Below are 23225 nucleotides of genomic sequence, written 5' to 3'. Positions count from 1 at the left end.
ATTTAATAATGACTAACTTGCTAGCCACAAACGAGCCAACAATCCCCACGGGGTTGTTAAACCGCTGGTAATAAATTCAATTTGCCCTTGATGGACTATCATGATTGTTGGCGTGTAACGTATATGCCAATCCTGTCCTATTTGACTGCGAGGATCGTTAAGCTGAGGAAATTCAATGTCATGATAAGCCAAATAACGTCGTATCTGCTCATCGCTACCAGAAGAGAGCGCAATACCTAACGTTGGGTAGTATTGACTGAGCCAATTGACTGTTGGGGTGACAAAACGACATATATTGCACCAACTAGCCCAAAAATAGATCACCATCGGTTTCTCTGCACTCATGACTTGAATATCGATTGACTGACCTTGGAGATCCACCGCCTGTAAACTGAATTGATTACGCTCTGGCATCTGTTGACTACGCCATTGATCGATAGCCACAGAAACGACGATCAGTAGCAAACCAACCATCAACCACTCACGTCCAAGACGTAACAAGCGCTTTTTCTTCATCGTGCTTCTCCTTTTGCTTCATGCAGTGCATCCATCACCGCACGATCGCTTAATAACACAGGCAGAGCAATGCCTTGTGGAGCTTGAGGGCCATACACTACATTAAACGGCACGCCAAATCGGCCATGGCTTTGTAAAAATGCAGTGACAGATTCACTGGGCAGCGTCCAATCGCCGCGTATCAAAACCACCTCTTCTTGCTGTAGAGCTTTATGCACCGGATTTTGTAATAACACGTTCATTTTATTGACCTTACAAGTAATGCACCAGTCAGCTGTAATATCAACCAACACCACTTTACCTTGCTCTACATGCTGAGTAATTTGCTCTGCTACCAGTGGCTGCCAGGGTAAATCGTCACTAAGCTGAGTGAGTCCATGAGTGGTACTGAGTTTGGCCAGCCATAGACCCGCGCCAAAAGACAATACGGTAATGAGCACGAAGAGAACGATACGCTGAGCGCCGTAGTGTCTCCATCCTTGCCAAACACACAGTGCTAGAGTAGATAACAGATAAAGCAGTATTGCCCACAGCGGCCAATGGGCAGCGAGTAGGGTTAATAACCACAATGAGGTAGCCAATAACATCAACCCAAAAAGGATTTTTATACGGTTCATCCACGCACCCGGTTTCGGCAGCCGGAGTGCAAGCTGAGGAAACAGTGCCACCAATAACCAAGGTAGCGCCATACCTATACCCAAGCCGGTAAAAATAAACCACAGGGTGAGCGTGTCTGCGCCCAGTGCGAAAGCGACCGCCGTGCCTAAAAAAGGCGCCGAACAAGGCGTTGCTAATAAGGTTGCAAACATGCCTTGTAAATAATGACCCAAATAACGCTGATCGGAGCCGCGCGTTGCCATCCATGTCGAAGCACTCACTGGCAAACGTAACTCGAACAAGCCGAGCATATTGGCGCCAAATAAGGTGGTGATCAGCAGCATTAGGACAATAAAGCTGGCACTTTGAAATTGAATACCCCAGCCTATTGCCTGACCACTCCATTTCAGTGCCAATAATCCTATGGCTATCAACCAAAAAGCACTGAGTATTCCTGCGGCCGAAGTGAGAAACTGCAAGCGGACACTACGACGCTGTGGTTTATCCAAGGTCAACACTGACGTTAACTTCATGCCTAATACCGGTAACACACACGGCATGACATTTAAAATCAAACCACCCAGTAACGCACTAGCAAACATCAGCACCAGTCCCCAACCTGAGGTTGTGGATTGAATCAGACCAGATTCAATCGCCACGGTTTGTTCAACCAATAGCGACTGATCAGCAAAAGTAACTTGTACGGATTCACCACTCAAATCCGCTTTACCGAGCCAACTAGAAACAGTAAATGTCGCCGTCAAGTTTTGCCCATCAACCTGAATTCGTGGTTGAGTAAAGCTACTTTCTGCGACTTTATCACTTTGACCATCAAGTAAGAGATCCGGCTGCTGCCAACCTTGTGGGTTGTGTGCGGTGATTTGTAAACGTTGCTGAGCCTCATCCCAGACAGCGCCTAATGTCAATAATTGCTGCGTTTTTTGCGGTACCCGACTCATCGCCTGTGCATATTGCGCCACTTCATTACTACTAGGCATCAACTGATCAGGAATAAAGCTCAGCTCAACGGGATAGTCAGTGATCACACAAACGGTCGAACAGGATGAGAGCCGTAAGCGCGCCTTAAACAGGACTGGCTGTTGCCAGTCTTGTATTTTAAGCGTGATCGGAAAGAGCGTATCATCTTGATAACCGATCGTTTCAATACCGAGCAGCGAAAAACGGCTAGGAAACGGCCAATGCCACTGAAAGTCACTCACATTTTCAGATGCAGACCAATCAATTTCTGGGGCAACACCGCCTTCTCCGGGAGATCGCCAATAGGTTTTCCATCCCTTATCTAACTTTACCTCCAGATAACCAGCAGCCTCTCCGCTTTGCGGATCGCTTTGGCCAGTTAACACCAAACGTACCGCAACAGGTGGATGATAAGCATCGGTCAACCAATCGGTAGCAACGACTTCAGCCTGCGCCAAGAACGAGCTAAATAAGCTTAATAACAAACAGACACGCACTAAACGTGTTAAGAAGATTCTAAATACAGGGAACATGGTTTTTCCTTATTAATAAACACCAACAGGTTTGTAGCTTTAATGCCAATACATGCTGGTTTTATTCATGGAAAACACACAGTTGAAGATGGGGTCGCCGCTTGGGAACTCTCGGTTCGCGAAAAATGGTAAAAGGTAAACGACTCATCAGCCGTTGACTGACGATGATCGCAACCGTTAACCACAATAATGGGCTAAATAGCTCCACTAATTGTTGTAAATGATGACTCAGCAGTTTTTCTGTTAAATGGCATGACTCACTCAAGGTATCGTTGTCGGCCAACACCAGCTCAGCAAGCACCGAGGACGACTCAGGGCAAAAACTTAACACGCCGCTATTTTTCGCCAGACACAGCACCATCACCCAACTGATCAACAGTAAGGCTAATAATCGGTAACGAGGGCGACGTAAATAATCCAATCAACAATCCTGAGTAACGTAAATCGACAAACTCTACCCAAACCACTTGGAGTTGCAGGTAGGAAGGGGATACAACCTATGGCGAATATGACCGAGCACAATCAATAAAGTTCAGCACAATCTTAGCTTAATGTTTCAAATTCCTCTTCGCATCAGGTTGCCAATCAAAGGATTTACTCTCTAACCGCAATTATTACGTATACTTTGTAGTCAACATACTAAAACCTTTGTTTTACTCGGTTGTTATTGACTGCGCAAAGCAGGATAATGCCCAGCTCGGAATTTAAGACAACGATCACTATGACCGACTATTTTTTGCTGTTAATCGGCACTGTTCTGGTTAACAACTTTGTACTGGTAAAATTCTTAGGCTTATGCCCTTTTATGGGTGTGTCGAAAAAACTCGAAACTGCGATTGGTATGGGGTTAGCGACGACGTTCGTCCTAACCCTTGCCTCTGTATGTGCCTATCTTGTTGAAAGTTACATTCTCGCGCCACTTGGTATTGAGTATTTGCGCACCATGAGTTTTATTTTGGTGATTGCAGTGGTGGTGCAGTTTACGGAGATGGTCGTTCATAAAACCAGCCCCACTTTATACCGTTTATTAGGTATTTTCTTACCCTTAATTACCACCAACTGCGCAGTGCTTGGCGTAGCGCTGCTCAATATCAATGAAAATCATAACTTTATCCAATCGATTATTTATGGTTTTGGGGCAGCGGTTGGCTTTTCTCTGGTGCTAATTCTTTTTGCGGCGATGCGTGAGCGCATTCAAGTCGCCGATGTTCCCGCTCCGTTTAAAGGTGCTTCCATTGCCATGATCACCGCAGGTTTAATGTCTTTGGCCTTTATGGGCTTTACCGGTTTGGTGAAATAAATGAGTACGTTACTGATCGCCATTCTTGCGCTGGCGGCACTGGCTGCCGTGTTTGGGGCTATTTTGGGGTTTGCTTCTGTTCGCTTCAAAGTCGAAGGCGATCCGATTGTTGATCAAATCGATGCCATTTTACCGCAAACGCAATGTGGTCAATGTGGCTATCCGGGCTGTCGACCTTATGCTGAAGCGATCGCCAATGGTGATACGATTAATAAATGCCCACCAGGTGGCCAAGCGACGATTGAAAAGTTAGCTGATTTAATGGGTGTTGAAGTTCAAGAATCCGCCCATGATTTGGATAATAAGGTCAAAACCGTTGCTTTTATTCACGAAGATATGTGTATTGGCTGTACCAAGTGCATCCAAGCTTGCCCTGTCGATGCTATCGTCGGAGGCACCAAAGCCTTACATACCGTAATAAAAGACGAGTGTACTGGTTGTGATTTGTGTGTTGCCCCTTGCCCAACTGACTGTATCGAGATGATCCCATTAGAGACCACTCCCGAAACGTGGAAATGGCAAATGAATGCTATCCCAGTCGTGAATATCGTTGAACCTGCGTCTAATTCGCAAAAAAGTGCGCATTAAGGATAGGTATGTTGTCATTAATTGAACAAATCCAAGCTGGTCGTCTTTGGGATTTCCCCGGTGGCATTCATCCACCTGAAAATAAACAGCAATCAACACAAACCGCTATCGCTCATGCTCCCATTGCTCATGAACTTGTTCTACCAATAAAGCAGCACATAGGTAAAGCGGGCGATCTACTGGTTGAGGTCGGGCAGCGGGTGCTCAAAGGTCAAGCGCTCACCAAATATACAACAACATTTATGCTGCCAGTGCATGCGCCGACGTCTGGAGAAATCATCGCAATAGAACCACGCACAACCGCTCATCCTTCTGGATTGCCAGAAATGTGCATTGTGCTGCGTCCAGATGGTCAAGAATCGTGGATAGAGCGCCAATCAATCACCGATTTTACTCAGTATTCAGCCGAACAACTGATTGAAATCATCCGCAACGCCGGCATTTCAGGAATGGGCGGTGCGGGATTTCCAACCGCAAAAAAAATTCAAACTGGGCTATCACGTACTGAAATATTGATCATTAACGCGGCTGAATGTGAGCCTTACATTACAGCCGATGATGCACTGATGCGCTTCCATGCCGACGAGATCATCCAAGGGATCAGTATTGTCGAGCATATATTGCGCCCTAAGCTGACGATTATCGGCATTGAAGATAACAAACCAGAAGCCATCCAAGCATTAGAGCAAGCGGCAAAAGAAAAAGATTTGCTGATCCGAGTGATCCCGACTAAATATCCTTCTGGCGGTGAAAAACAGTTGATCAAAATTTTGACCAACCTTGAGGTGCCTAATAATGGCATTCCGGCGGATATTGGTCTGATGATGCAAAATATCGGCTCAATACATGCGATTAAACGTGCGGTCATCGATGGCGAACCCCTGATTCAACGTGTGGTTACCTTAACTGGTAATACCTTTAAACAACCAACCAATGTATGGACGCTGCTCGGCACGCCAGTTGCGCATCTGCTAGAGAAGTTTGCTTACCAAGCCGACAAAAAATTACCGCGTTTGATCATGGGCGGGCCGATGATGGGCTTTACCCTACCTCATGCTCAGGTGCCAATTACCAAAACCAGCAACTGCATCTTAGCGCCGACCAGCAAAGAAATTAGTGCACCGCAAGCAGAAATGGCCTGTATTCGCTGTGGTTTATGTGCCGACGCCTGCCCCGCGTCGCTACTCCCGCAGCAGTTACAATGGCACGCCAAAGCTGAAGAATATGATAAATGCGAAGAGCTGAATCTAAAAGATTGCATTGAGTGTGGCGCTTGCGCTTATGTTTGCCCAAGTGAAATTCCTTTGGTGCAATATTATCGTCAAGCGAAAGCGGAAATTCGCACCCGCAAACGTGAAGCCGAAGCGGCTGAGCGTGCGAAGCAGCGCTTTGAAGAGAAAAAAGCCCGCATGGAGCGTGATAAAGCCGAACGAGAACAGCGCTTTAAACAAGCTGCCGAAGATCGCCGCAAAGAGATGCAAAATAGTGGCAGTGATGATGCGATCGCCGCCGCTATTGCGAGAGTCAAAGCGCAAAAGCAGCAAGAGGATAGTAATGAGAAACCAGTGAAACCAGCGGTTGCTGCTGCCATTGCCCGCGCGAAAGCCAAACAAGCTGAAGCGAGACAATCCGTAGAGTCGCCAGTCGAAGAAGGCTCTTTAGCCTCGACTCCAACGCCTGCGCCTGCGCCTGCGGCGTCTACGCCCAATGATGATAAAAAAGACACCGTCGCCGCAGCCATTGCTCGCGCTAAAGCACGTAAAGCCGCCCAGCAAGAGGCTTCTACTGATGACTCGTCTCCAGCAACCAGCCCAGCGCCTAAACCGATAGCCTCTGCGCCCAATGATGACAAAAAAGACGCCGTTGCCGCAGCCATTGCTCGCGCTAAAGCGCGTAAAGCCGCCCTGCAAGAGGCTTCTACTGATGACTCGTCTCCAGCAACCAGCCCAGCGCCTAAACCGATAGCCTCTGCGCCCAATGATGACAAAAAAGACGCCGTTGCCGCAGCCATTGCTCGCGCTAAAGCGCGTAAAGCCGCCCTGCAAGAGGCTTCTGCTGCTGACTCGTCTCCAGCAACCAGCCCAGCGCCTAAACCGACAGCCTCTACGCCCAATGATGACAAAAAAGACGCTGTCGCCGCAGCTATTGCTCGCGCTAAAGCGCGTAAAGCCGCCCTGCAAACCAATCACCAAGCCAATAACGCTGAGGAGAAAAAATAGTGGCCTTTTTTATTGCTAGTTCGCCACACGCGCATAGCAAGCGCAGCACCGCTGAGTTGATGAAATGGGTCGCGATTTGTGCCCTGCCCGGATTGGTTGCACAAAGCTATTTTTTTGGTTGGGGAACATTAATCCAATTGATACTGGCGATAACCGTTGCCTTAGGTTTAGAAGCCATAGTGATGTTACTGCGCAAACGCTCACCACGTTTAGCTTTACGAGATTATAGTGCCCTTGTCACCGCTTGGTTGCTTGCTATTGCTATTCCCCCACTCTCACCTTGGTGGATAGTGATCATCGGTTTAGTTTTTGCCATTGTGGTCGGTAAACATTTGTATGGCGGACTCGGTCAAAATCCATTTAACCCAGCGATGGTGGCTTATGTTGTCCTGTTAATCTCATTTCCAGTACAAATGACCAGTTGGTTGGCACCACATCAATTAGCCCCAGAATCCGTGTCGTTTGTTGATTCTTTATCACTGATTTTTACTGGCTTTAATCAAGATGGGTTATCGCTACAGCAGATCCGCACAGGGATTGATGGCATGACCATGGCGACCCCATTGGATGCTTTAAAAACGGCGTTGCATGCTGGCAATACACTATCACAAGCGCTTTCCTTACCCCCATTCAGTGGTTTAGCGGGGATTGGTTGGGATTGGGTGAATCTCGCTTATCTAGCAGGCGGCTTATTACTGATTAAGCTACGGGTGATTAATTGGCATATACCGGTCGCTTTTCTCTCTGGGGTGATTGTCTCTAGTTTACTGTTGATGCTGCTGGCTCCGGGCACGACCGCTTCGCCGATTATTCATTTACTTTCTGGGGCGACGATGCTTGGGGCATTTTTTATTGCTACCGATCCCGTTACCGCTTCTACTACCAATAAAGGCCGGATTATCTATGGCCTGTTTATTGGGAGTTTAGTGGTGATGATTCGTAGTTGGGGAGGCTTTCCTGACGGTGTCGCCTTTGCGGTATTACTCGCCAACATGTGTGTCCCCTTAATCGACTATTACACCAAACCTCGTACTTACGGGCATTAAGGAGCATTATGTTTACTGCCATCCGTAAAAATGGGTTAATTTTGGCTATCTTTGCTTGCGCTTCCACTGGTGTCGTCGCGTTAACCCAATATTTGACCGCCAGCCAAATCAAAGCTCAAGAAACTGCACAATTATTATCAGTGTTAAATCAGGTGATCCCACCTGAATGGCATGATAATCAACTGTCAGCCGCATGCACACTAGTAAGCGATCCCTTACTCGGTAGCTCAAAAGCCGTGCCTGTTTATCTGGCCACTCTGAATGGAGAGCACACCGCATTGGCTATTGAGGCGATTGCACCTGATGGCTATAGCGGAGCGATCAAAATCATTGTTGGTATTGATCAACAAGGAAATATACTCGGCACACGTGTTTTATCTCATCAAGAAACCCCCGGTCTTGGCGATAAAATTGATTTACGGATCAGCGATTGGATACTCAGTTTTACTGGCCGTCAAGTCAGTGATGACAATCAAAAACAGTGGCAAGTACGCAAAGATGGTGGGCAATTTGATCAATTTACCGGAGCGACCATTACGCCGAGAGCGGTCGTAAAAGCAGTTAAACAAACGGTCGAGTATGTGAATTTACATCGCGAACAGATCGTTAATCAACCCTTGAACTGTGGAGGACAATAGATGAGTGACCATAAAACACTGATCAAAAATGGCTTATGGGATAACAACCCAGCTTTAGTACAGTTGCTAGGTCTGTGTCCGCTATTAGCCGTCTCGTCCACCGTCACTAACGCGCTTGGTTTAGGTCTAGCGACCTTATTGGTATTGGTCGGTTCGAATGTGACCGTCTCTTTAGTGCGCGATTATGTTCCCAAAGAAGTACGGATCCCGATTTTTGTAATGATCATTGCCGCTTTAGTGACTTGTGTGCAGTTACTAATGAAAGCCTATGCTTACGGACTTTACCTCTCTTTAGGCATCTTTATTCCCTTGATTGTCACCAATTGCATCATTATTGGTCGCGCCGAAGCATTCGCCTCAAAAAATCAAGTGCTTCCTGCCGCTCAAGATGGCTTCTGGATGGGATTAGGCATGACTGCCGTTCTGGTCGTCTTAGGCGCTCTGCGAGAAATTCTGGGTAATGGTACTTTATTCGACGGTGCTGATTTGCTACTGGGTGATTGGGCATCAATACTGCGTATCGATCTTCTGCATTTAGACAATAGTTTCCTACTCGCACTACTACCACCAGGCGCTTTCATTGGTGTCGGTTTTCTGATTGCCGCCAAAAACGTGATTGATAAGCAGATTGCTCAGCGTCAACCTAAGCCTGAAAAGCAGGCCATTGAGCGCGCGCGCGTCACCAATGTATAACTCGATTGACTGGGTATTTGATTATGAATAACGCAAAGCGGTTAGCAATCCTTGAGCGGTTAAGAGCCAACAACCCTAACCCACAAACTGAACTCAACTGGAATACGCCATTTGAGCTGCTGATTGCCGTTTTACTATCGGCTCAAGCTACCGATGTGAGTGTCAATAAAGCCACGGATAAACTCTACGCCGTCGCCAACACCCCACAAGCCATATGGGATTTAGGTGTCGATGGCGTGAAGCAATACATAAAAACCATTGGACTATTCAATTCTAAAGCCGAGAATGTGATTAAGACCTGCCGAATACTGCTTGATCAGTACGGCGGCGAAATTCCAGAAGATCGAGCCGCTTTAGAGTCACTGCCCGGCGTGGGTCGAAAGACCGCCAACGTGGTTCTTAATACCGCCTTTGGTTGGCCAACGATTGCCGTTGACACGCATATTTTCCGCGTCTCAAATCGGACTAAGTTTGCTATCGGTAAGAATGTCGATGAAGTCGAGCAAAAACTGCTTAAAGTCGTCCCCAAAGCATTCAAAGTCGATGTTCACCATTGGTTAATCCTTCATGGTCGTTATACTTGTATCGCACGCAAACCCCGTTGCGGAAGTTGCATTATTGAAGACTTGTGTGAATACAAAGAGAAAGTCTACCCAGAAAGCTAGGAGTCATTATGTCAAATAGTCGTATTCTTCATACCATGCTACGTGTTGGAGATTTAGATCGTTCTATCGAATTTTATACCCAAGTCATGGGCATGAAACTACTGCGTAAAAATGAAAACACCGAGTACAAATATACCCTTGCCTTTTTAGGTTATGGCGATGAATCTGAAGGTGCGGTCATCGAGCTCACTTATAACTGGGGAGTCGCTGACTACGAGATGGGCAACGCTTATGGACACATTGCGATTGGTGTCGATGATATCTACACAACCTGTGACACCATCAAAGCAGCAGGCGGTAATGTGACCCGTGAACCCGGTCCTGTTAAAGGTGGCAGTACACATATCGCCTTTATTAAAGATCCGGATGGTTATATGGTTGAACTGATCCAAAACAAACAAGCCAGTGCTGGGCTTGAAGGCTAATCAGCTTAACGTTTAATGCCGATATACAAAACCGCTCTAGTGAGCGGTTTTGTTGTCTCTGAGGGGATGAAATACGACGGTCTGTGCGTTTTTATCAGCGTTCCATCAAACCTGAGTTCGCCCTAACGAAATCACCACTCGGCGGTTTTTATCTCGTCCAATCGGCGATGCATTATCAGCAATCGGCCGACGTTGCCCATAACCTTGAACTTGAATACGATCTTCTGGCAGTCCTAAGGTGCGAAAATAGCGTTGTAACGATTCTGCACGGCGCTCTGATAAACTTTGACTCTCATTGCGGCCTTCACTGGTATCGGTGTAAGTCGCCACTAATACCAGATCTATATCTTGATTATATCGAATATAATCCGCGATTTGTGCTAAACGCTTCTGCGATGCTTTATTAAGCTCGACGCTATTTCCTCGGTCGTAATGCAAAATAGTGAACGCGATATCTTCAAAACTGTATGGCAAAAGATTAGCGATACAATCACTAAACACGTTGTACTGAGGCTGAAACAGTACCGATGAGAGCATCACTTCAATGCGTTGATCACGGCTTTGCCAATCTTGATAACTAAAGGTTGGATAACGCCCTTGTTCTAATTCACTCAAGAGTGCCCAAGCCGTTTGACCACCAATATAACCATCAAATTGTTTAAAAAACTGGATATTAGAGATGCGATCAGCACGCTCGCCCGGACGCCACCTCGGCGGCATAGAGACTAAACTTACGTTACGAGTCTCACCCATCGGTCTGCGCATTTTTAGTTCAAAATCAAGATTAATCTGTTTGCTGGCATGAGAAGTAAAAACAGCATCGCCATAATTAGGAATGGGATGCACTAACTGGCACTCTAATGGTGTATTGACCACCATTTGCCAAGTAGACTGCTGTGGCGAGGCAACGTATTGCTTACCAGAAGCGAATGCATTCACAGTGCCAAGACAACCTGCTACATAAAGACCTGTCATTAGCCATTTATTCATAATCTGTCTCTTACCACAATAATAAGCACTAAGGCGATAACTTGCCGCAACGAAGGCAAATAACGCAATCTGCGTGAAGGGTCCGTAAAACATGCAAAAAACTCGCCACAACAACAAGCTTTTGATGATTTTATTGCTGGGATTTGGTTTTTCTCAAGCAGATAATCTGTAATAATGTTGTTCTTGTCACTTAATTTAGGCTCACATGACTGTTATTAATGAAGCATTTGCGTTAAATAAACGCTTTAGAGGCTATTTCCCAGTAGTTATTGATGTTGAAACCGCTGGATTTAATCCACAAACGGATGCCTTACTTGAGATCTGCGCCATTACCTTATGCATGGATGAACAAGGAGATTTGCATCCTGCTTCAACCCTTCATTTTCATATTGAGCCATTTGAAGGGGCAAATATTGAAAAAGCCGCTTTAGAATTTAATGGGATTCATGATCCCTTCAGTGTATTGCGAGGCGCAGTCACCGAAGAATATGCTCTAAAAGAAATTTATAAACAGGTGCGTAAAGAACAAAAGGCGGCAGACTGTAGCCGAGCGATCATCGTTGCCCATAACGCATCATTTGATCACGGTTTTGTGATGGCAGCCAATGAACGTTGTAAATTAAAACGAGTCCCTTTTCACCCCTTCGCGACTTTCGATACTGCCGCACTCAGTGGGTTAGCTTATGGACAAACTGTGTTAGCTAAGGCTTGCAAAGCCGCAGGGATGGAATTTGATAATCGTGAAGCGCATTCCGCACTTTACGATACTCAACAAACCGCAGCACTATTTTGCGGAATTATTAATAAATGGAAAGCACTGGGTGGCTGGCCGTTAGCTCCCCAAACAAACACAACTGACTAATTGAGATATTTATGAACCCTGTTGTTATATCTGTGTGCGTCATGCTGATTTTAGCATTGATGCGCATTAATGTGGTCGTCGCCCTCACGTTCAGTGCGATGGTCGGTGGCCTTGTTGCTGGTATGAGTTTAAATGAGTCTGTCGCTGCGTTTGAAAGTGGTTTAGGTGGCGGCGCGACGATAGCTCTGAGCTATGCCATGTTAGGCACTTTCGCGGTGGCAATTTCTCGCTCCGGTATTACTGATGTCCTTGCCCAAAGCGTGATTAAACGTCTCCATGGTAAACAAAATCATGCGGCGACAACGGGATTAAAGTATGCCGTGCTCGTGGCTTTACTGCTGATGGCGATGTCGTCGCAAAACGTGATCCCGGTGCATATCGCTTTTATTCCGATCCTGATCCCGCCCTTATTGGCGGTATTTGCTCGTCTCAAGATCGACCGCCGAATGATAGCCTGTGTGCTGACTTTTGGTTTAATTACCCCATACATGATCCTGCCGGTCGGTTTTGGGGGGATTTTCCTCAATAATATCTTACTCAAAAACCTGCATGATAATGGCCTACAAAACGTTACCGCCAGTCAAGTACCCATAGCAATGTTACTCCCCGGCCTTGGTATGCTGGTCGGTTTGTTGATTGCGGTCTTTTTTACTTACCGTAAACCACGTGAATATCAAGCAACCGAACTGACCACCATTCAGCACCAAGAAAACAGTCATATCAATCGTAAGCACTTACTTACCGCAACACTGGGTATTGTGGCGGCATTGGCGGTGCAACTCGCTACTGGGTCAATGATCATCGGTGCTTTAGCTGGCTTTATGATTTTTACCTTTGGCGGAGTGATTGCTTGGAAAGAAACCCATGATGTGTTTACCAAAGGAGTGCACATGATGGCGATGATTGGTTTTATCATGATCTCTGCTGCAGGCTTTGCTGCCGTGATGAAAGCCACTGGTGGTGTTGAGTCACTGGTTAGCGCTCTTTCAACCAGCATTGGCGATAATAAACCACTCGCAGCTCTATTGATGTTGGTCGTCGGTCTCCTTGTCACCATGGGGATAGGATCGTCTTTCTCTACTATTCCGATTATTGCGACGATTTATGTACCACTCTGCTTGGCTTTTGGTTTTTCCCCCATGGCGACTATCGCTTTAGTTGGTACCGCTGCTGCGCTAGGTGATGCTGGCTCTCCAGCCTCTGATTCAACTTTAGGTCCAACTTCTGGTTTGAATGCTGATGGCCAACACGAACATATTTGGGAAACGGTCGTACCGACCTTTATTCACTATAACCTGCCCCTGATTGCCTTCGGTTGGTTAGCGGCGATGGTGCTCTAGAGCTATATCAGATTTGACTATAAAAAAGAGCGCTCAATTTAGGCTAATGCCAGTCAGTTAAGCTGACTGGCTTTCTTTTTATTGGGGTATTTCTTTGCCTTTGGTTTTATTGCTCTCGGATATATCCGCTCTTCTCGTTTAATGGGCAAGACATGGTGTATCGCCTCTTCCTGCAAGTGAGTAATGCGCTTAGGGATTGTTCCCGCCGACTCCAACCAGAACCCCAAAATTACGTGAATAATAGAGTGAGCACACGTTGTGAAGCTCAGTTGGTTGGGGTAGATGCCAGGCACAGCTTTAGCCATGTTAACCATCTGATATCTAATAATGTTATAGCTAAGCAATAAGCCCCATAGTTCTTGTTTTACCATCTCTGGCTTCTTACTTCTCAGTGTGAACTCGTTGTTCAGAAGTGAAGACTTCATTTCCCGATATCCCACTTCGATTTCCCATCTATGACTGTAAAGCTCTGCTATTTCCGCTGGCGGATAACGACGATGATCAGTCATCGAGGTCAAGATACTCACTTCTTTCCCTTTGATAGTTTTCTTTATCNTAATAGAGTGAGCACACGTTGTGAAGCTCAGTTGGTTGGGGTAGATGCCAGGCACAGCTTTAGCCATGTTAACCATCTGATATCTAATAATGTTATAGCTAAGCAATAAGCCCCATAGTTCTTGTTTTACCATCTCTGGCTTCTTACTTCTCAGTGTGAACTCGTTGTTCAGAAGTGAAGACTTCATTTCCCGATATCCCACTTCGATTTCCCATCTATGACTGTAAAGCTCTGCTATTTCCGCTGGCGGATAACGACGATGATCAGTCATCGAGGTCAAGATACTCACTTCTTTCCCTTTGATAGTTTTCTTTATCAGGCGAACTTCGATGGTTTCAGGTAGTGACGGGGACTTCTTTCTCGCTTGAGGTGTTGTCTTGATTTCGACAATCCGATCATTGCGACCCAGCTTTCTGACTTCGGTAAATTGAGTATTCTTGCGCATTGGCATTAGCCAATGCCTTTCAGTACCTGTATTTGCCCAGCGATGAAGAAGACTAAGAGAGTAAAACCCTCTGTCGAACATTGTGAGACTGTAGTCTGGTGTTGTTTCAATCAACTGTTCCGCCAATATCATCTCATTGGTTTTGTAACTCGCGAAAGCACTGGCGACCAGCATGTGACTGGTCAACTCCATCTGGCAAACCATACGCACCTGAGGAAAGCTACCTTCACCATTCTGATTTGATGCAGATTGAAACGCATCACGGTTTTCCTTGGTGTCTGGCGTTCGCCATACCACACCATCGACAGCGAGGAGTTTTAATCCACACCAAGTCGGATGGTCAGCTGTTTTATTCCATAAGCTCTGGCTTTGATGGAATACTTCTTTCATTGCATCAGCCCCGAGCCGTTGTCTCGCTTGAACGATAGCGCTAGGGGCAACCAGACTTCGTTTCCCGGGCAACATTAATTGTGCTTTGGAGACAATTGACCACAAAGGCTCTTGTCGGTAAAGCGACATAGCAACGACCGCCCAAACGGCCATGTCGAGAGGGATACGACGTTTACGAATAGTGGCCACACCGGAAGCTTCTAAGCATTGGTTGATGAAATCAGGACAAAGAATGTCACTGAGTTTTCCAAGTTGTTCAGTATTGGGGGCGTAACGCTTGGCGAGTGTTAGGGCTGTAGTTAATTGCAAAATAAAAGGCTGAAAGTTTTAGGAACTTAGAGCCTTTATAAGCCATCTGTAGGATCGTTCAACCGATCATTTATCTCTTAACTGATCGGCATTAGGCTTTTAGCCCCTTTGTTATTTCATCAATATGCCTTGGTCTTTGGCCATTTGAGTCGCCATTTTAGGCGCTTGCCATAGTGAAGGCAGTAAAATCAGTGAAGCGGGTACGGCGGTGATGACAATGAAAGATTGTAGCGCTGAAATGCTCCCTTCTCCCATTGATATCAGAACGATCGCCATCGCTCCCATCACTACGCCCCAAAAGGTCCGAATCGCAGCATTAGGATTAGCCTCGCCACTGATCACGACGCTAATCGTGTAGGTCATTGAATCCCCAGTAGTGACAATAAAGGTGGTGGTTAACACCAGAAATAGCAAAGCCATTAAGGTCGGGAAGGGCAGTTGAGCGGTGATTGCCAATAATGCACCAGGTAAGTTAAACCCTTCAAAACCTTGAGCAATAACGCCTGGGTTAGTCAATTCAAAAGCCAATCCACTGCCGCCAACAATACTAAACCAAAAACAGGTGATCAGCGGAGCGGCGATACTAATCGCAAGAATCAATTGGCGTACTGTGCGTCCACGTGAAATGCGTGCAATGAAGATCGCCATCATCGGTCCGTAACCAATAAACCAGCCCCAGAAAAAGACTGTCCACCAACTGAGCCAATCTGTGTCAGCACGATAGAGCGCCATAGGAACAAAGTTATCAACCATCAAGGCGACACCTTGTAAGTAGCCATCAATAATAAATCCCGTTGGGCCAAAAGTTAGGATAAACAGAACTAAAATCACCGCCAAAATAATGTTATAGCGACTGATCACTTGAATGCCTTTACTTAAGCCACTTAACGCAGAAAAGGTATACATTGCCAGCGCAAACAAAATAACGATGATTTGTGTCGTGAAAGTATCGGGTATACCCCATAGGGCATGCAGTGCGTAGCTAATTTGCAAACCTAAAAAACCAATCGGGCCAATAGTCCCTGCGGCAACCGCGATAATACTCAGAGCATCAATTAAGTTAGCGACCCAGCCGGTAACGGCCCGTTGACCTAAAATCGGATAAAGCAGAGTACGAGGTTTTAGAGGGAGTCCTTTATCGTAATGTAAATGCATCAGTACGATGGAAGAAAGGCAACCTAAAATGGCCCAAGCTAAAAATCCCCAATGCATAAAAGATTGTGAGAGTGCGTTGATGGCCATTGTCGATAAATCGGCGTCAGCAAAAATCGGTGGAGCGTTAACAAAATGAGCAATAGGTTCGGCGGCGGCCCAAAAAACACCGCCACCAGCCAGTAAAGTGCAAAGAATGATTGATAACCATTTCATATTATCGATTTCTGGCGATGTTAAACCACCTAAACGCACCGATCCGGTTTGGGTTAAAGCCAGCGCCAAACCAATCACAAAATTAGCCAATAACAGCAGTTGCCAAAAGGCACCAAAACCTTGAGTGGCATAACGAAAACCAGAATCAATCAGAGAAGTGAGCAGCTCAGGAGAGGTAACCGCTAATAATACGAATAAGGAGAGGAAGCTACCACTAAGCCATAATACGGGATTATTAAGCTCAAGTTTTTGTGATAGTGAGGCGTTGTTATTCTGCGGGGGGTGTGTGGCGGAGTAATCGGATGCCGTCATGCAAGACGCATCAACACTCAAAGAAACTTTAGACATAAAAACTCGCTTTTTACCTAACAAATTTAGGAGGTATGGTTGTCACAATAATAGAAAATTGTGATGTCCATCATAAAAGCTGGTCATGCTAACACAGAATAGATTGAGAATGCATCCGTTTTGCTGGTCGAAAAACAGGCATGTTTATCACTGTCGAGACATTTTTATGCTCTGGTTTTAGAGGGTTTCGCCCCTAGCTGAGAGTAACTGAGGCCGTCGAGACCATATTCAGATAACTCACGATGCTGCTGGGCGAGCTTAGGTGAGTAAAGCTTTTCATGATCTAATAAAGAGCTTTAGCCATTGAGTGGCAGAATTATCACCCGATGAGAGGCGTAACAATACCCAAACGAAGATGAAAATAGGGTGAGGAGAGGACCTCCCCACCGCTCAATGCTATCGAACAACAACGTTAGCATCGATCAGAACTGGTATGTTAATCCAGCATAAACCGTACGCCCTTGGATAACCTCAGTGTAGGTCTCTGGGCTAGAGATATCTTTATCGGTTAAGTTATTGATACCAAATTTAATATCAATATCGTTATTGTGACGGTAACGCAGGCCAAGATCCAAGGTGGTGTATACTCCCGCAATATCATTATTACCAAGCTCACCACGGACTTCACTGCGGTAGTGTAAACGAGCAAAGAGATCAGTTGAATCTGTCATAAACCACGTCGTTTTTACCGTCGCTTCATGTTTAGAAGTACCGACAAGTCGCTCACCACTGATGTCATCTTTGGCATCAAGATAGGTATAAGAGATATCAAAGCCTACATGATCAAATTGGTGTTGCGCATACAGCTCAAGGCCCTTAAGGGCGGCTTTGTCTACATTGACGAAAGTAAAGTCACCACTACTCTGACGCACTTGCTGGATGATGTTATCCACATGGTTGTAGAACACGGTAATATTCGCGCTGGTGGCATGGTGATTAAAGTAAGCCCCTAATTCGCTAAAAGTACCCGTTTCTGCTTTTAAATCTGGGTTGCCATAGACCACACACTTACCACCACAACCTGGTGCAGTATAAGACGGAGAGATTTGTGCTATGGTTGGGGCTTTAAATGCTGTCCCTACGCCTGCTTTCATGCTCCAGCTATTGGTAAAGTGATGGTTTAGATAACCACGGTAAGTAAGTTCACCATCAAAAAGAGAGTCGTGATCGTAACGAGCGCCAAGGATAAAATGTGTATTTTGTGCTACTTCTAAATCAGTCTCAATGAAACCTGCAGATGTGGTTCGATTTGCCAGACCACCAGAAAAACGGTCATTTTCTACTTCGGCTTTACGAGACTCGGCACCAATCGCCAGATCGTGTTGACCGAGTGCAATCACGGTTTTGCCATCGACGCCATAATTTTTTTCGCGAATATCGGATGACGCAACATCGTATGCGACATCAAAATCACTGTAATGTAGGTTGGCTTCGACACTGACATCGTAGTTGTGGTATCCATAACCCAAGTTGTAACGCTGCATTTTACGCTCTTGTTCAAAGCGACGACCTCCCCACATTGCGCTACCTAATTGTTGTTCATTAGAGAGTTGTGCTTCGAGACTGAGTGAGTGGGTATCATTGATAGCAAAATCAAAAGTATTGACTAAGTTGTAGTTCTCTTGGGCACGACGCTTAGTGAAATCAGTCGCTTGTGGGTAAAACGATTCTTTTATATCGAGGTAGCTACCGTAAACGGTGTAGCTGATGGCATCATTAATTGGCATCGAGTAGTACAAACCATAGATCTGACCATTACCACCTTTATCTCCCTGATGTCTCTGGCCCTCTGCGCTGAAGCTGCCTTCTGGATTACCGCTGTTTTTGCGTGTGATAACATTGACCACACCGCCCATTGTATCTGCGCCATACAGGGTTGACATTGGGCCTCGGATTACTTCAATGCTTTCCACTGCAACACTTGGTGTAATACTTAATGCGTTATCACTGCCGCGCCATAGAGCCTCACGACTGTAATTACGCTGACCATTTAATAGCACTTGAGTGTAGTCGTTGCTCAAACCACGGATGCGTACAGCACGTGAGCCATTAGCTTGACTAGAAACGTTCACGCCGGGAATATCGGCGATCAGGTCACCAATATCCGCATTCATTTGGTACTGACTTTGTTCTTGCACATCTATTACGCTAATTGTCGCAGGAGCGTCAATTAAGGCTATCCCTTGGCCTGCGTTAGCAGTAACGACTATAGTCTCCACGGTTGTGTTTTCTGTCCCTGTTTCATGGTTCTGGGCATTCACCGGAAAGGTCAGCGCTACCACTAAGCAAGAGGTTATCGATTTTAATCTATTTCTTTTCATCACTCATTCCGAGGTTAGTATCGAGTTCTATTTAAGGCCAAGGATAATAATGATAACGCGAAGTGTTGTCATTATTGTTTGTGGGGTTTTGTGTTATTTATATAGAAAGTCTGCGAAATGAAAGATGAAAAGTGCTAAAAGCTATCTAGTTATAGAGTTAAATTCTGATCGCGTACCATAGTCGCCTTGATCTTCTCTGCGGGGCTGAGTGAGCGCCGGAAAAGTAGAATATTCCAAAAGTGAATATGCAATCGATTTGTATTTCTAACTTGGTTATAAATGTTGTGCTAATTTGCTTGTCGCATATTAACTAAGGAAGATGACTCATGCGTACATGGCTACTCGCTCTATCTCTATTCAGTGTTTCTCAACATACCTTGGCAAAAGATGCCGTGTTATTGAATGTTTCTTACGATCCGACCAGAGAGCTTTATCAACAATATAACGCCGCATTCGCCACTTATTGGCAAGCAGAAAACGGACATAATGTCACGGTTAGGCAATCCCACGGCGGATCAGGTCGACAAGCAGTTTCCGTGATGAATGGTATTGAATCCGATGTCGTGACTTTAGCACTCGCTTATGACATTGATGCCATTGCCGAGGGGGGAAGAATCGCTCCCAATTGGATTCATCGCTTACCTTATAATTCAGCGCCTTATACATCGACGATTGTTTTTTTGGTCCGAGAGGGGAACCCTAAAAATATTCGAGATTGGGATGATCTCATCAAACCTGATGTGGAAATCATTACACCTAATCCGAAAACCTCGGGTGGCGCTCGCTGGAATTATCTTGCCGCATGGGGATACGCTTTAGATCAGTATCAAGGTGACGAAGAAAAAGCGCAGCAATTTGTTCAGTCGATTTATGAAAATGTCAGCGTTTTAGATACGGGGGCACGTGGCGCTTCGAACACGTTTGTTGAGCGGAAAATAGGTGATGTGTTGATTGCTTGGGAAAATGAAGCTCTGCTCGCGGTGAACAAATTAAATCATCATGGCTTACAAATCGTAGTTCCGAGTCGCTCTATTCTTGCTGAGCCTACCGTGAGTTTGGTTGATCGAGTAGTCGATAGAAAAGGAACTCGTGAGGTCGCACAAGCGTATTTGGCGTATTTATATTCTCCAGTCGGCCAAGAGATTGCCGCGCAAAATTTTTATCGACCAAGAGATCCTGATATCGCTGAGAAATATACGGAAGTGTTTCCTCATTTAACACTATTTACTATCGATGAGGTTTTTGGCGGTTGGCAGCAGGCACATCAAACTCATTTTGCACAAGGCGCAACATTCGATCAAATCACTCGTCGTTGATAATACGTTGATTGATAAAAATGATATTGCCATAAGTGGTTGGGGATTGTTGCTGGAAAGTGTTTACGCTTATCTCCCCAACCTATTTTAGCTTCAGGCGTTATTTATTGTGATTCAGCGGCAAACTCTTCAATTGCTCCCAGTGCTTGAATACCATAAGTTAAGGAAGGGCCTCCTCCCATCAGTACAGCAACATCGATCACTTCAACCAGCTCGGCTTGTGTCGCCCCAGCTTTTAACGCTGCAAAAACGTGAGCGGCGATACAACCATCACAACGTGCAGCGATACCAATACCGAGTGCAATCATCTCTTTGGTTTTCAGATCCAGCTCACCAGGAGCCATAGCGGCTTTATGTAATTGCATAAACGCAGATAAGGTATCAGGGCTTTGCTGTTTATAAGATTTACCTAAGGTATTGTTGTCTTTGAGTAATTGAGAATAAGATTTCATACAACCTCTTTGTTAGTTCTTGCTAAATAAGTTTAATCTAATATAAAGTGCAACATAATAAAAAGCAAATCGAGTTGCGAATTATTCTATTGCGTTTATTATGGACGTCTAGAAGTCTTTGTTTTTTGTGAGTAGAAAGGATGCTGAAAATGAAAAGTACGATTCGTTGCGCGTTAGCGATAACATTACTGCTGGGGCTGACGGCATGTGGTCAAAAAGAACGCTCTGAAATTAAGGTCGGAGCAACCGTTGGGCCACATGCTCAAGTGGTTGAGGCCGTCGCTAAAGAAGCGGCTAAACACGGTTTAACGGTAAAAGTTGTTGAATTCTCTGATTTTATTACTCCCAATGCCGCACTGGCCGATGGCAGTATCGATATTAATAGTTATCAACATCAACCGTTTTTAGACAACTACAATCGTCATCATGGGGCAAAGTTAGTATCGATTGGTCACTCGATTTTAATGCGGATGGGGATTTATTCGAATCGTCATGGATCATTACAAGACTTACCTGATAATGCACGGATTGCGATTCCCAATGATCCAACTAACGGTGGACGTGGTTTACTGCTGTTAGCTGATGCGAATTTAATTACGCTTCGTGATGGTGTCGGTTTCAATGCAACTCCAAGGGATATTGTTGAAAACCCGAAAAATTTGCGGTTTCTTGAAGTCGATGCCGCTCAGTTACCGCGAACTTTAGATGAAGTTGATGCGGCAGCGATTACGATGAACTATGTGATGTCAGCTGGTATTGATCCTAAAAAACAGGGGATTTTTCTTGAATCCAATCAAGCACCATTGGCGGTAATGGTTATTGCCACTCGTGAAAACGAGCGAGACAACGCGGTGTATCAGCAATTTGTACAGATTTTTCAGTCGGCCGCGGTGAGTGAATTTATTGCCGAAACGTTTAACGGTACGATTGAGCCTGCTTATTAGATACCTGTTTTAAGTTTTTGAATAGGAAGCGATAAGACTAACCCCTTCTTATTTACAGCGGCAGCGATATTGGTTACGTTCGTTTTCCCTAAAGCCTAGAGTCTATCTAGGCTCATTGCCACTATGGATGACCTCTACTACTCTATGGCTTGCTGCTGTCTTCCTTATTTTATATGGCACTGCTCTAAAAGTACGGGTCCAGTTCCTAGTTTGGCCAGTTTGTCTTCTGGATTATACAGTGGGCAAGTTTGCATCGATAAACAGCCGCAACCGATACAACCGTCAAGCGTATCGCGCAACTTTTCCAATCCAGCAATTCGTTCATCTAAACGCTGTTTCCACTGTGCTGATAGTGCTTGCCAGTCTTTTTGAGTTGGCGTTCGACTATCAGGTAATGTTGCTAATGCTTGCTGTATTTCTGCCAGAGAAATCCCTAGCTTCTGAGCTGCTTTTATCACGGAAACACGACGTAAAATATCTTTTCGGTAACGGCGTTGATTACCTGCGTTGCGGTCACTCTTAATCAGTCCCTGACGTTCATAAAAATGCAGTGTACTAATACTTATCCCACTGCGCTGTGCGACTTTCCCCACTGTCCAATCGTTTGACATATTGTGCTCAGCCTCATCTTTTGTTCATTTTTCTATAAAAAAGCAAAAAAACACTTTACCTCAACCAAGGTTAAGGTTTTAGCCTGTGTCTTCATCAAGCACAAGGAGAAGAACGATGAAAATTGAACACATTAATCTAGTCATAAAAGATTTAGAACAATCATTACGCTTTTACCGAGCCGCTTTTCCTCATTGGAAAATACGCGCGAAAGGTGGTGGCGAGTGGTATGGCAAAGCCAGAACTTGGGTGCATTTTGGCGATGAAAATCATTACCTTGCGCTCAATGAGTTTGGCGAAGGGAGGAACAGAGATCGTACTGGGCACAGCGTTGGCTTAGCGCATTTTGCTTTTGAAACTCAAAACCTTGATGCAGTGATCGCACGTTTAGAGCAAGCGGGTTTTGAGATTGCTGATAATGGAACTAATGAGGCTTTTCGTCGTAATGTTTACTTTATCGATCCCGATGGGTTTGAAGTGGAATTTGTACACTATTTAAGTGATTTACCTAATGAGCGTAATACTTAGCTCGATGAAGTAGAGAAAGCGAATAGATAACGTCATTAGATGCTAAGCTATTGATTTTAAATTATTGCAGGCAAGAAAAAAGACGTCCTGAGACGTCTTTAAACTATGAATTGGTGGGCTGGCGGGAGTTGAAATGGTTTCTCACTTTTCATAAATTCAGTAACTTATATCGATGTTGCCAATTTGGTGTTGCATCAAATGTTACATCAATTTCCTACTTCAAAAGGAACTGAACCCGCGTCGATGTAT

At 45.3% G+C, this 23225-nt stretch carries 22 protein-coding genes and 1 pseudogene; 13 read left to right on the top strand and 10 right to left on the bottom strand.

What is annotated here, in order from left to right; genetic code table 11:
• Positions 1–12: 12 nt before the first annotated feature.
• From CAG58_RS08155 to CAG58_RS08145, 3 genes are all read right to left on the bottom strand, one after another.
• Positions 13–516, bottom strand: coding sequence for a protein disulfide oxidoreductase (locus CAG58_RS08155; protein WP_161425721.1), 504 nt, complete (start codon positions 514–516; stop codon positions 13–15).
• On the bottom strand, positions 513–2624 hold the full coding sequence (locus CAG58_RS08150; RefSeq protein WP_161425720.1) for a protein-disulfide reductase DsbD family protein: 2112 nt from the start codon (positions 2622–2624) through the stop codon (positions 513–515). Before CAG58_RS08150 ends, CAG58_RS08155 begins: the two co-directional genes overlap by 4 nt.
• 61 nt (positions 2625–2685) lie before the next feature.
• Complete coding sequence (locus CAG58_RS08145) at positions 2686–3045, bottom strand: hypothetical protein (RefSeq protein WP_161425719.1); 360 nt, start codon at positions 3043–3045, stop codon at positions 2686–2688.
• Between the two features lie 300 nt (positions 3046–3345).
• Between CAG58_RS08145 and rsxA the strand changes: the two genes are divergently transcribed.
• From rsxA to gloA, 8 genes are read left to right on the top strand one after another with little or no spacing between them, the layout of a single operon-like run.
• The gene (rsxA, locus tag CAG58_RS08140; RefSeq protein ID WP_004395667.1) at positions 3346–3924 is read left to right on the top strand and encodes an electron transport complex subunit RsxA; all 579 of its coding nucleotides are present in this window, start codon (positions 3346–3348) and stop codon (positions 3922–3924) included.
• Positions 3925–4512: an electron transport complex subunit RsxB gene (gene rsxB, locus CAG58_RS08135; RefSeq protein ID WP_004395668.1), complete on the top strand. Its 588-nt coding sequence runs from the start codon at positions 3925–3927 to the stop codon at positions 4510–4512.
• 8 nt (positions 4513–4520) lie between these two features.
• Positions 4521–6731: an electron transport complex subunit RsxC gene (gene rsxC, locus CAG58_RS08130; RefSeq protein ID WP_161439723.1), complete on the top strand. Its 2211-nt coding sequence runs from the start codon at positions 4521–4523 to the stop codon at positions 6729–6731.
• Positions 6731–7777, top strand: coding sequence for an electron transport complex subunit RsxD (gene rsxD / locus CAG58_RS08125; RefSeq protein ID WP_158138126.1), 1047 nt, complete (start codon positions 6731–6733; stop codon positions 7775–7777). Before rsxC ends, rsxD begins: the two co-directional genes overlap by 1 nt.
• Before the next feature lie 8 nt (positions 7778–7785).
• Complete coding sequence (gene rsxG, locus CAG58_RS08120; protein WP_161425717.1) at positions 7786–8415, top strand: electron transport complex subunit RsxG; 630 nt, start codon at positions 7786–7788, stop codon at positions 8413–8415.
• Positions 8416–9108, top strand: a complete 693-nt coding sequence (locus CAG58_RS08115; RefSeq protein ID WP_004395672.1) for an electron transport complex subunit E — start codon at positions 8416–8418, stop codon at positions 9106–9108.
• A gap of 23 nt (positions 9109–9131) precedes the next feature.
• Positions 9132–9773 carry an endonuclease III gene (nth, locus tag CAG58_RS08110; protein ID WP_004395673.1) on the top strand — a complete coding sequence of 214 codons (642 nt, stop codon included), beginning with the start codon at positions 9132–9134 and terminating at the stop codon, positions 9771–9773.
• A gap of 8 nt (positions 9774–9781) precedes the next feature.
• Positions 9782–10198 (top strand): lactoylglutathione lyase, encoded by a 417-nt coding sequence (gloA, locus tag CAG58_RS08105; RefSeq protein WP_072668601.1) that lies wholly within the window; start codon positions 9782–9784, stop codon positions 10196–10198.
• Between the two features lie 105 nt (positions 10199–10303).
• Here the strand turns inward: gloA and motY are convergent, their stop codons facing one another.
• The gene (gene motY, locus CAG58_RS08100; RefSeq protein ID WP_154168681.1) at positions 10304–11188 is read right to left on the bottom strand and encodes a flagellar protein MotY; all 885 of its coding nucleotides are present in this window, start codon (positions 11186–11188) and stop codon (positions 10304–10306) included.
• 205 nt (positions 11189–11393) lie between these two features.
• On the opposite strand from motY, the gene rnt reads away from it, so the two are divergent.
• Together rnt and CAG58_RS08090 are read left to right on the top strand one after the other, a co-directional pair.
• On the top strand, positions 11394–12050 hold the full coding sequence (gene rnt / locus CAG58_RS08095) for a ribonuclease T (RefSeq protein WP_161425716.1): 657 nt from the start codon (positions 11394–11396) through the stop codon (positions 12048–12050).
• An 11-nt stretch (positions 12051–12061) separates the two neighbouring features.
• The gene (locus tag CAG58_RS08090; protein ID WP_161425715.1) at positions 12062–13390 is read left to right on the top strand and encodes a Na+/H+ antiporter family protein; all 1329 of its coding nucleotides are present in this window, start codon (positions 12062–12064) and stop codon (positions 13388–13390) included.
• Between the two features lie 53 nt (positions 13391–13443).
• Here CAG58_RS08090 and CAG58_RS08085 read toward each other — a convergent pair whose 3' ends face one another.
• The 4 genes and pseudogenes from CAG58_RS08085 to CAG58_RS08070 form a co-directional block, all read right to left on the bottom strand.
• Positions 13444–13917: a transposase gene (locus tag CAG58_RS08085; protein ID WP_337247296.1), complete on the bottom strand. Its 474-nt coding sequence runs from the start codon at positions 13915–13917 to the stop codon at positions 13444–13446.
• 30 nt (positions 13918–13947) lie between these two features.
• A pseudogene (locus tag CAG58_RS08080) lies at positions 13948–15090 on the bottom strand (IS4-like element ISVvu2 family transposase); the annotation flags it as partial.
• Between the two features lie 111 nt (positions 15091–15201).
• Positions 15202–16806 (bottom strand): BCCT family transporter, encoded by a 1605-nt coding sequence (locus tag CAG58_RS08075; RefSeq protein WP_161426305.1) that lies wholly within the window; start codon positions 16804–16806, stop codon positions 15202–15204.
• A gap of 422 nt (positions 16807–17228) precedes the next feature.
• Positions 17229–19127, bottom strand: coding sequence for a TonB-dependent receptor plug domain-containing protein (locus CAG58_RS08070; RefSeq protein WP_161426304.1), 1899 nt, complete (start codon positions 19125–19127; stop codon positions 17229–17231).
• A gap of 326 nt (positions 19128–19453) precedes the next feature.
• Here CAG58_RS08070 and CAG58_RS08065 point away from each other — a divergent pair, with 326 nt between their 5' ends.
• A complete protein-coding gene (locus CAG58_RS08065; protein ID WP_161429747.1) occupies positions 19454–20443 on the top strand; it encodes a sulfate ABC transporter substrate-binding protein in 990 nt (329 codons plus the stop codon).
• Between the two features lie 104 nt (positions 20444–20547).
• Here CAG58_RS08065 and CAG58_RS08060 read toward each other — a convergent pair whose 3' ends face one another.
• Complete coding sequence (locus tag CAG58_RS08060; RefSeq protein WP_154168894.1) at positions 20548–20895, bottom strand: carboxymuconolactone decarboxylase family protein; 348 nt, start codon at positions 20893–20895, stop codon at positions 20548–20550.
• 149 nt (positions 20896–21044) lie between these two features.
• Here CAG58_RS08060 and CAG58_RS08055 point away from each other — a divergent pair, with 149 nt between their 5' ends.
• On the top strand, positions 21045–21839 hold the full coding sequence (locus CAG58_RS08055) for a MetQ/NlpA family ABC transporter substrate-binding protein (RefSeq protein ID WP_158144166.1): 795 nt from the start codon (positions 21045–21047) through the stop codon (positions 21837–21839).
• 164 nt (positions 21840–22003) lie between these two features.
• Here CAG58_RS08055 and soxR read toward each other — a convergent pair whose 3' ends face one another.
• Positions 22004–22450, bottom strand: a complete 447-nt coding sequence (gene soxR / locus CAG58_RS08050; RefSeq protein ID WP_158144165.1) for a redox-sensitive transcriptional activator SoxR — start codon at positions 22448–22450, stop codon at positions 22004–22006.
• A 115-nt stretch (positions 22451–22565) separates the two neighbouring features.
• On the opposite strand from soxR, the gene CAG58_RS08045 reads away from it, so the two are divergent.
• Positions 22566–22976, top strand: a complete 411-nt coding sequence (locus CAG58_RS08045; RefSeq protein ID WP_004395791.1) for a VOC family protein — start codon at positions 22566–22568, stop codon at positions 22974–22976.
• Positions 22977–23225 lie beyond the last annotated feature (249 nt).

Origin of the sequence: Vibrio sp. V31_P5A7T61 (assembly GCF_009904895.1) — a bacterium.
In the GTDB taxonomy this organism is placed as follows: domain Bacteria; phylum Pseudomonadota; class Gammaproteobacteria; order Enterobacterales; family Vibrionaceae; genus Vibrio; species Vibrio metschnikovii.
The sequence above is the reverse complement of the archived record's forward strand: the minus strand, read 5'-3'. Positions and strand labels throughout refer to the sequence as shown.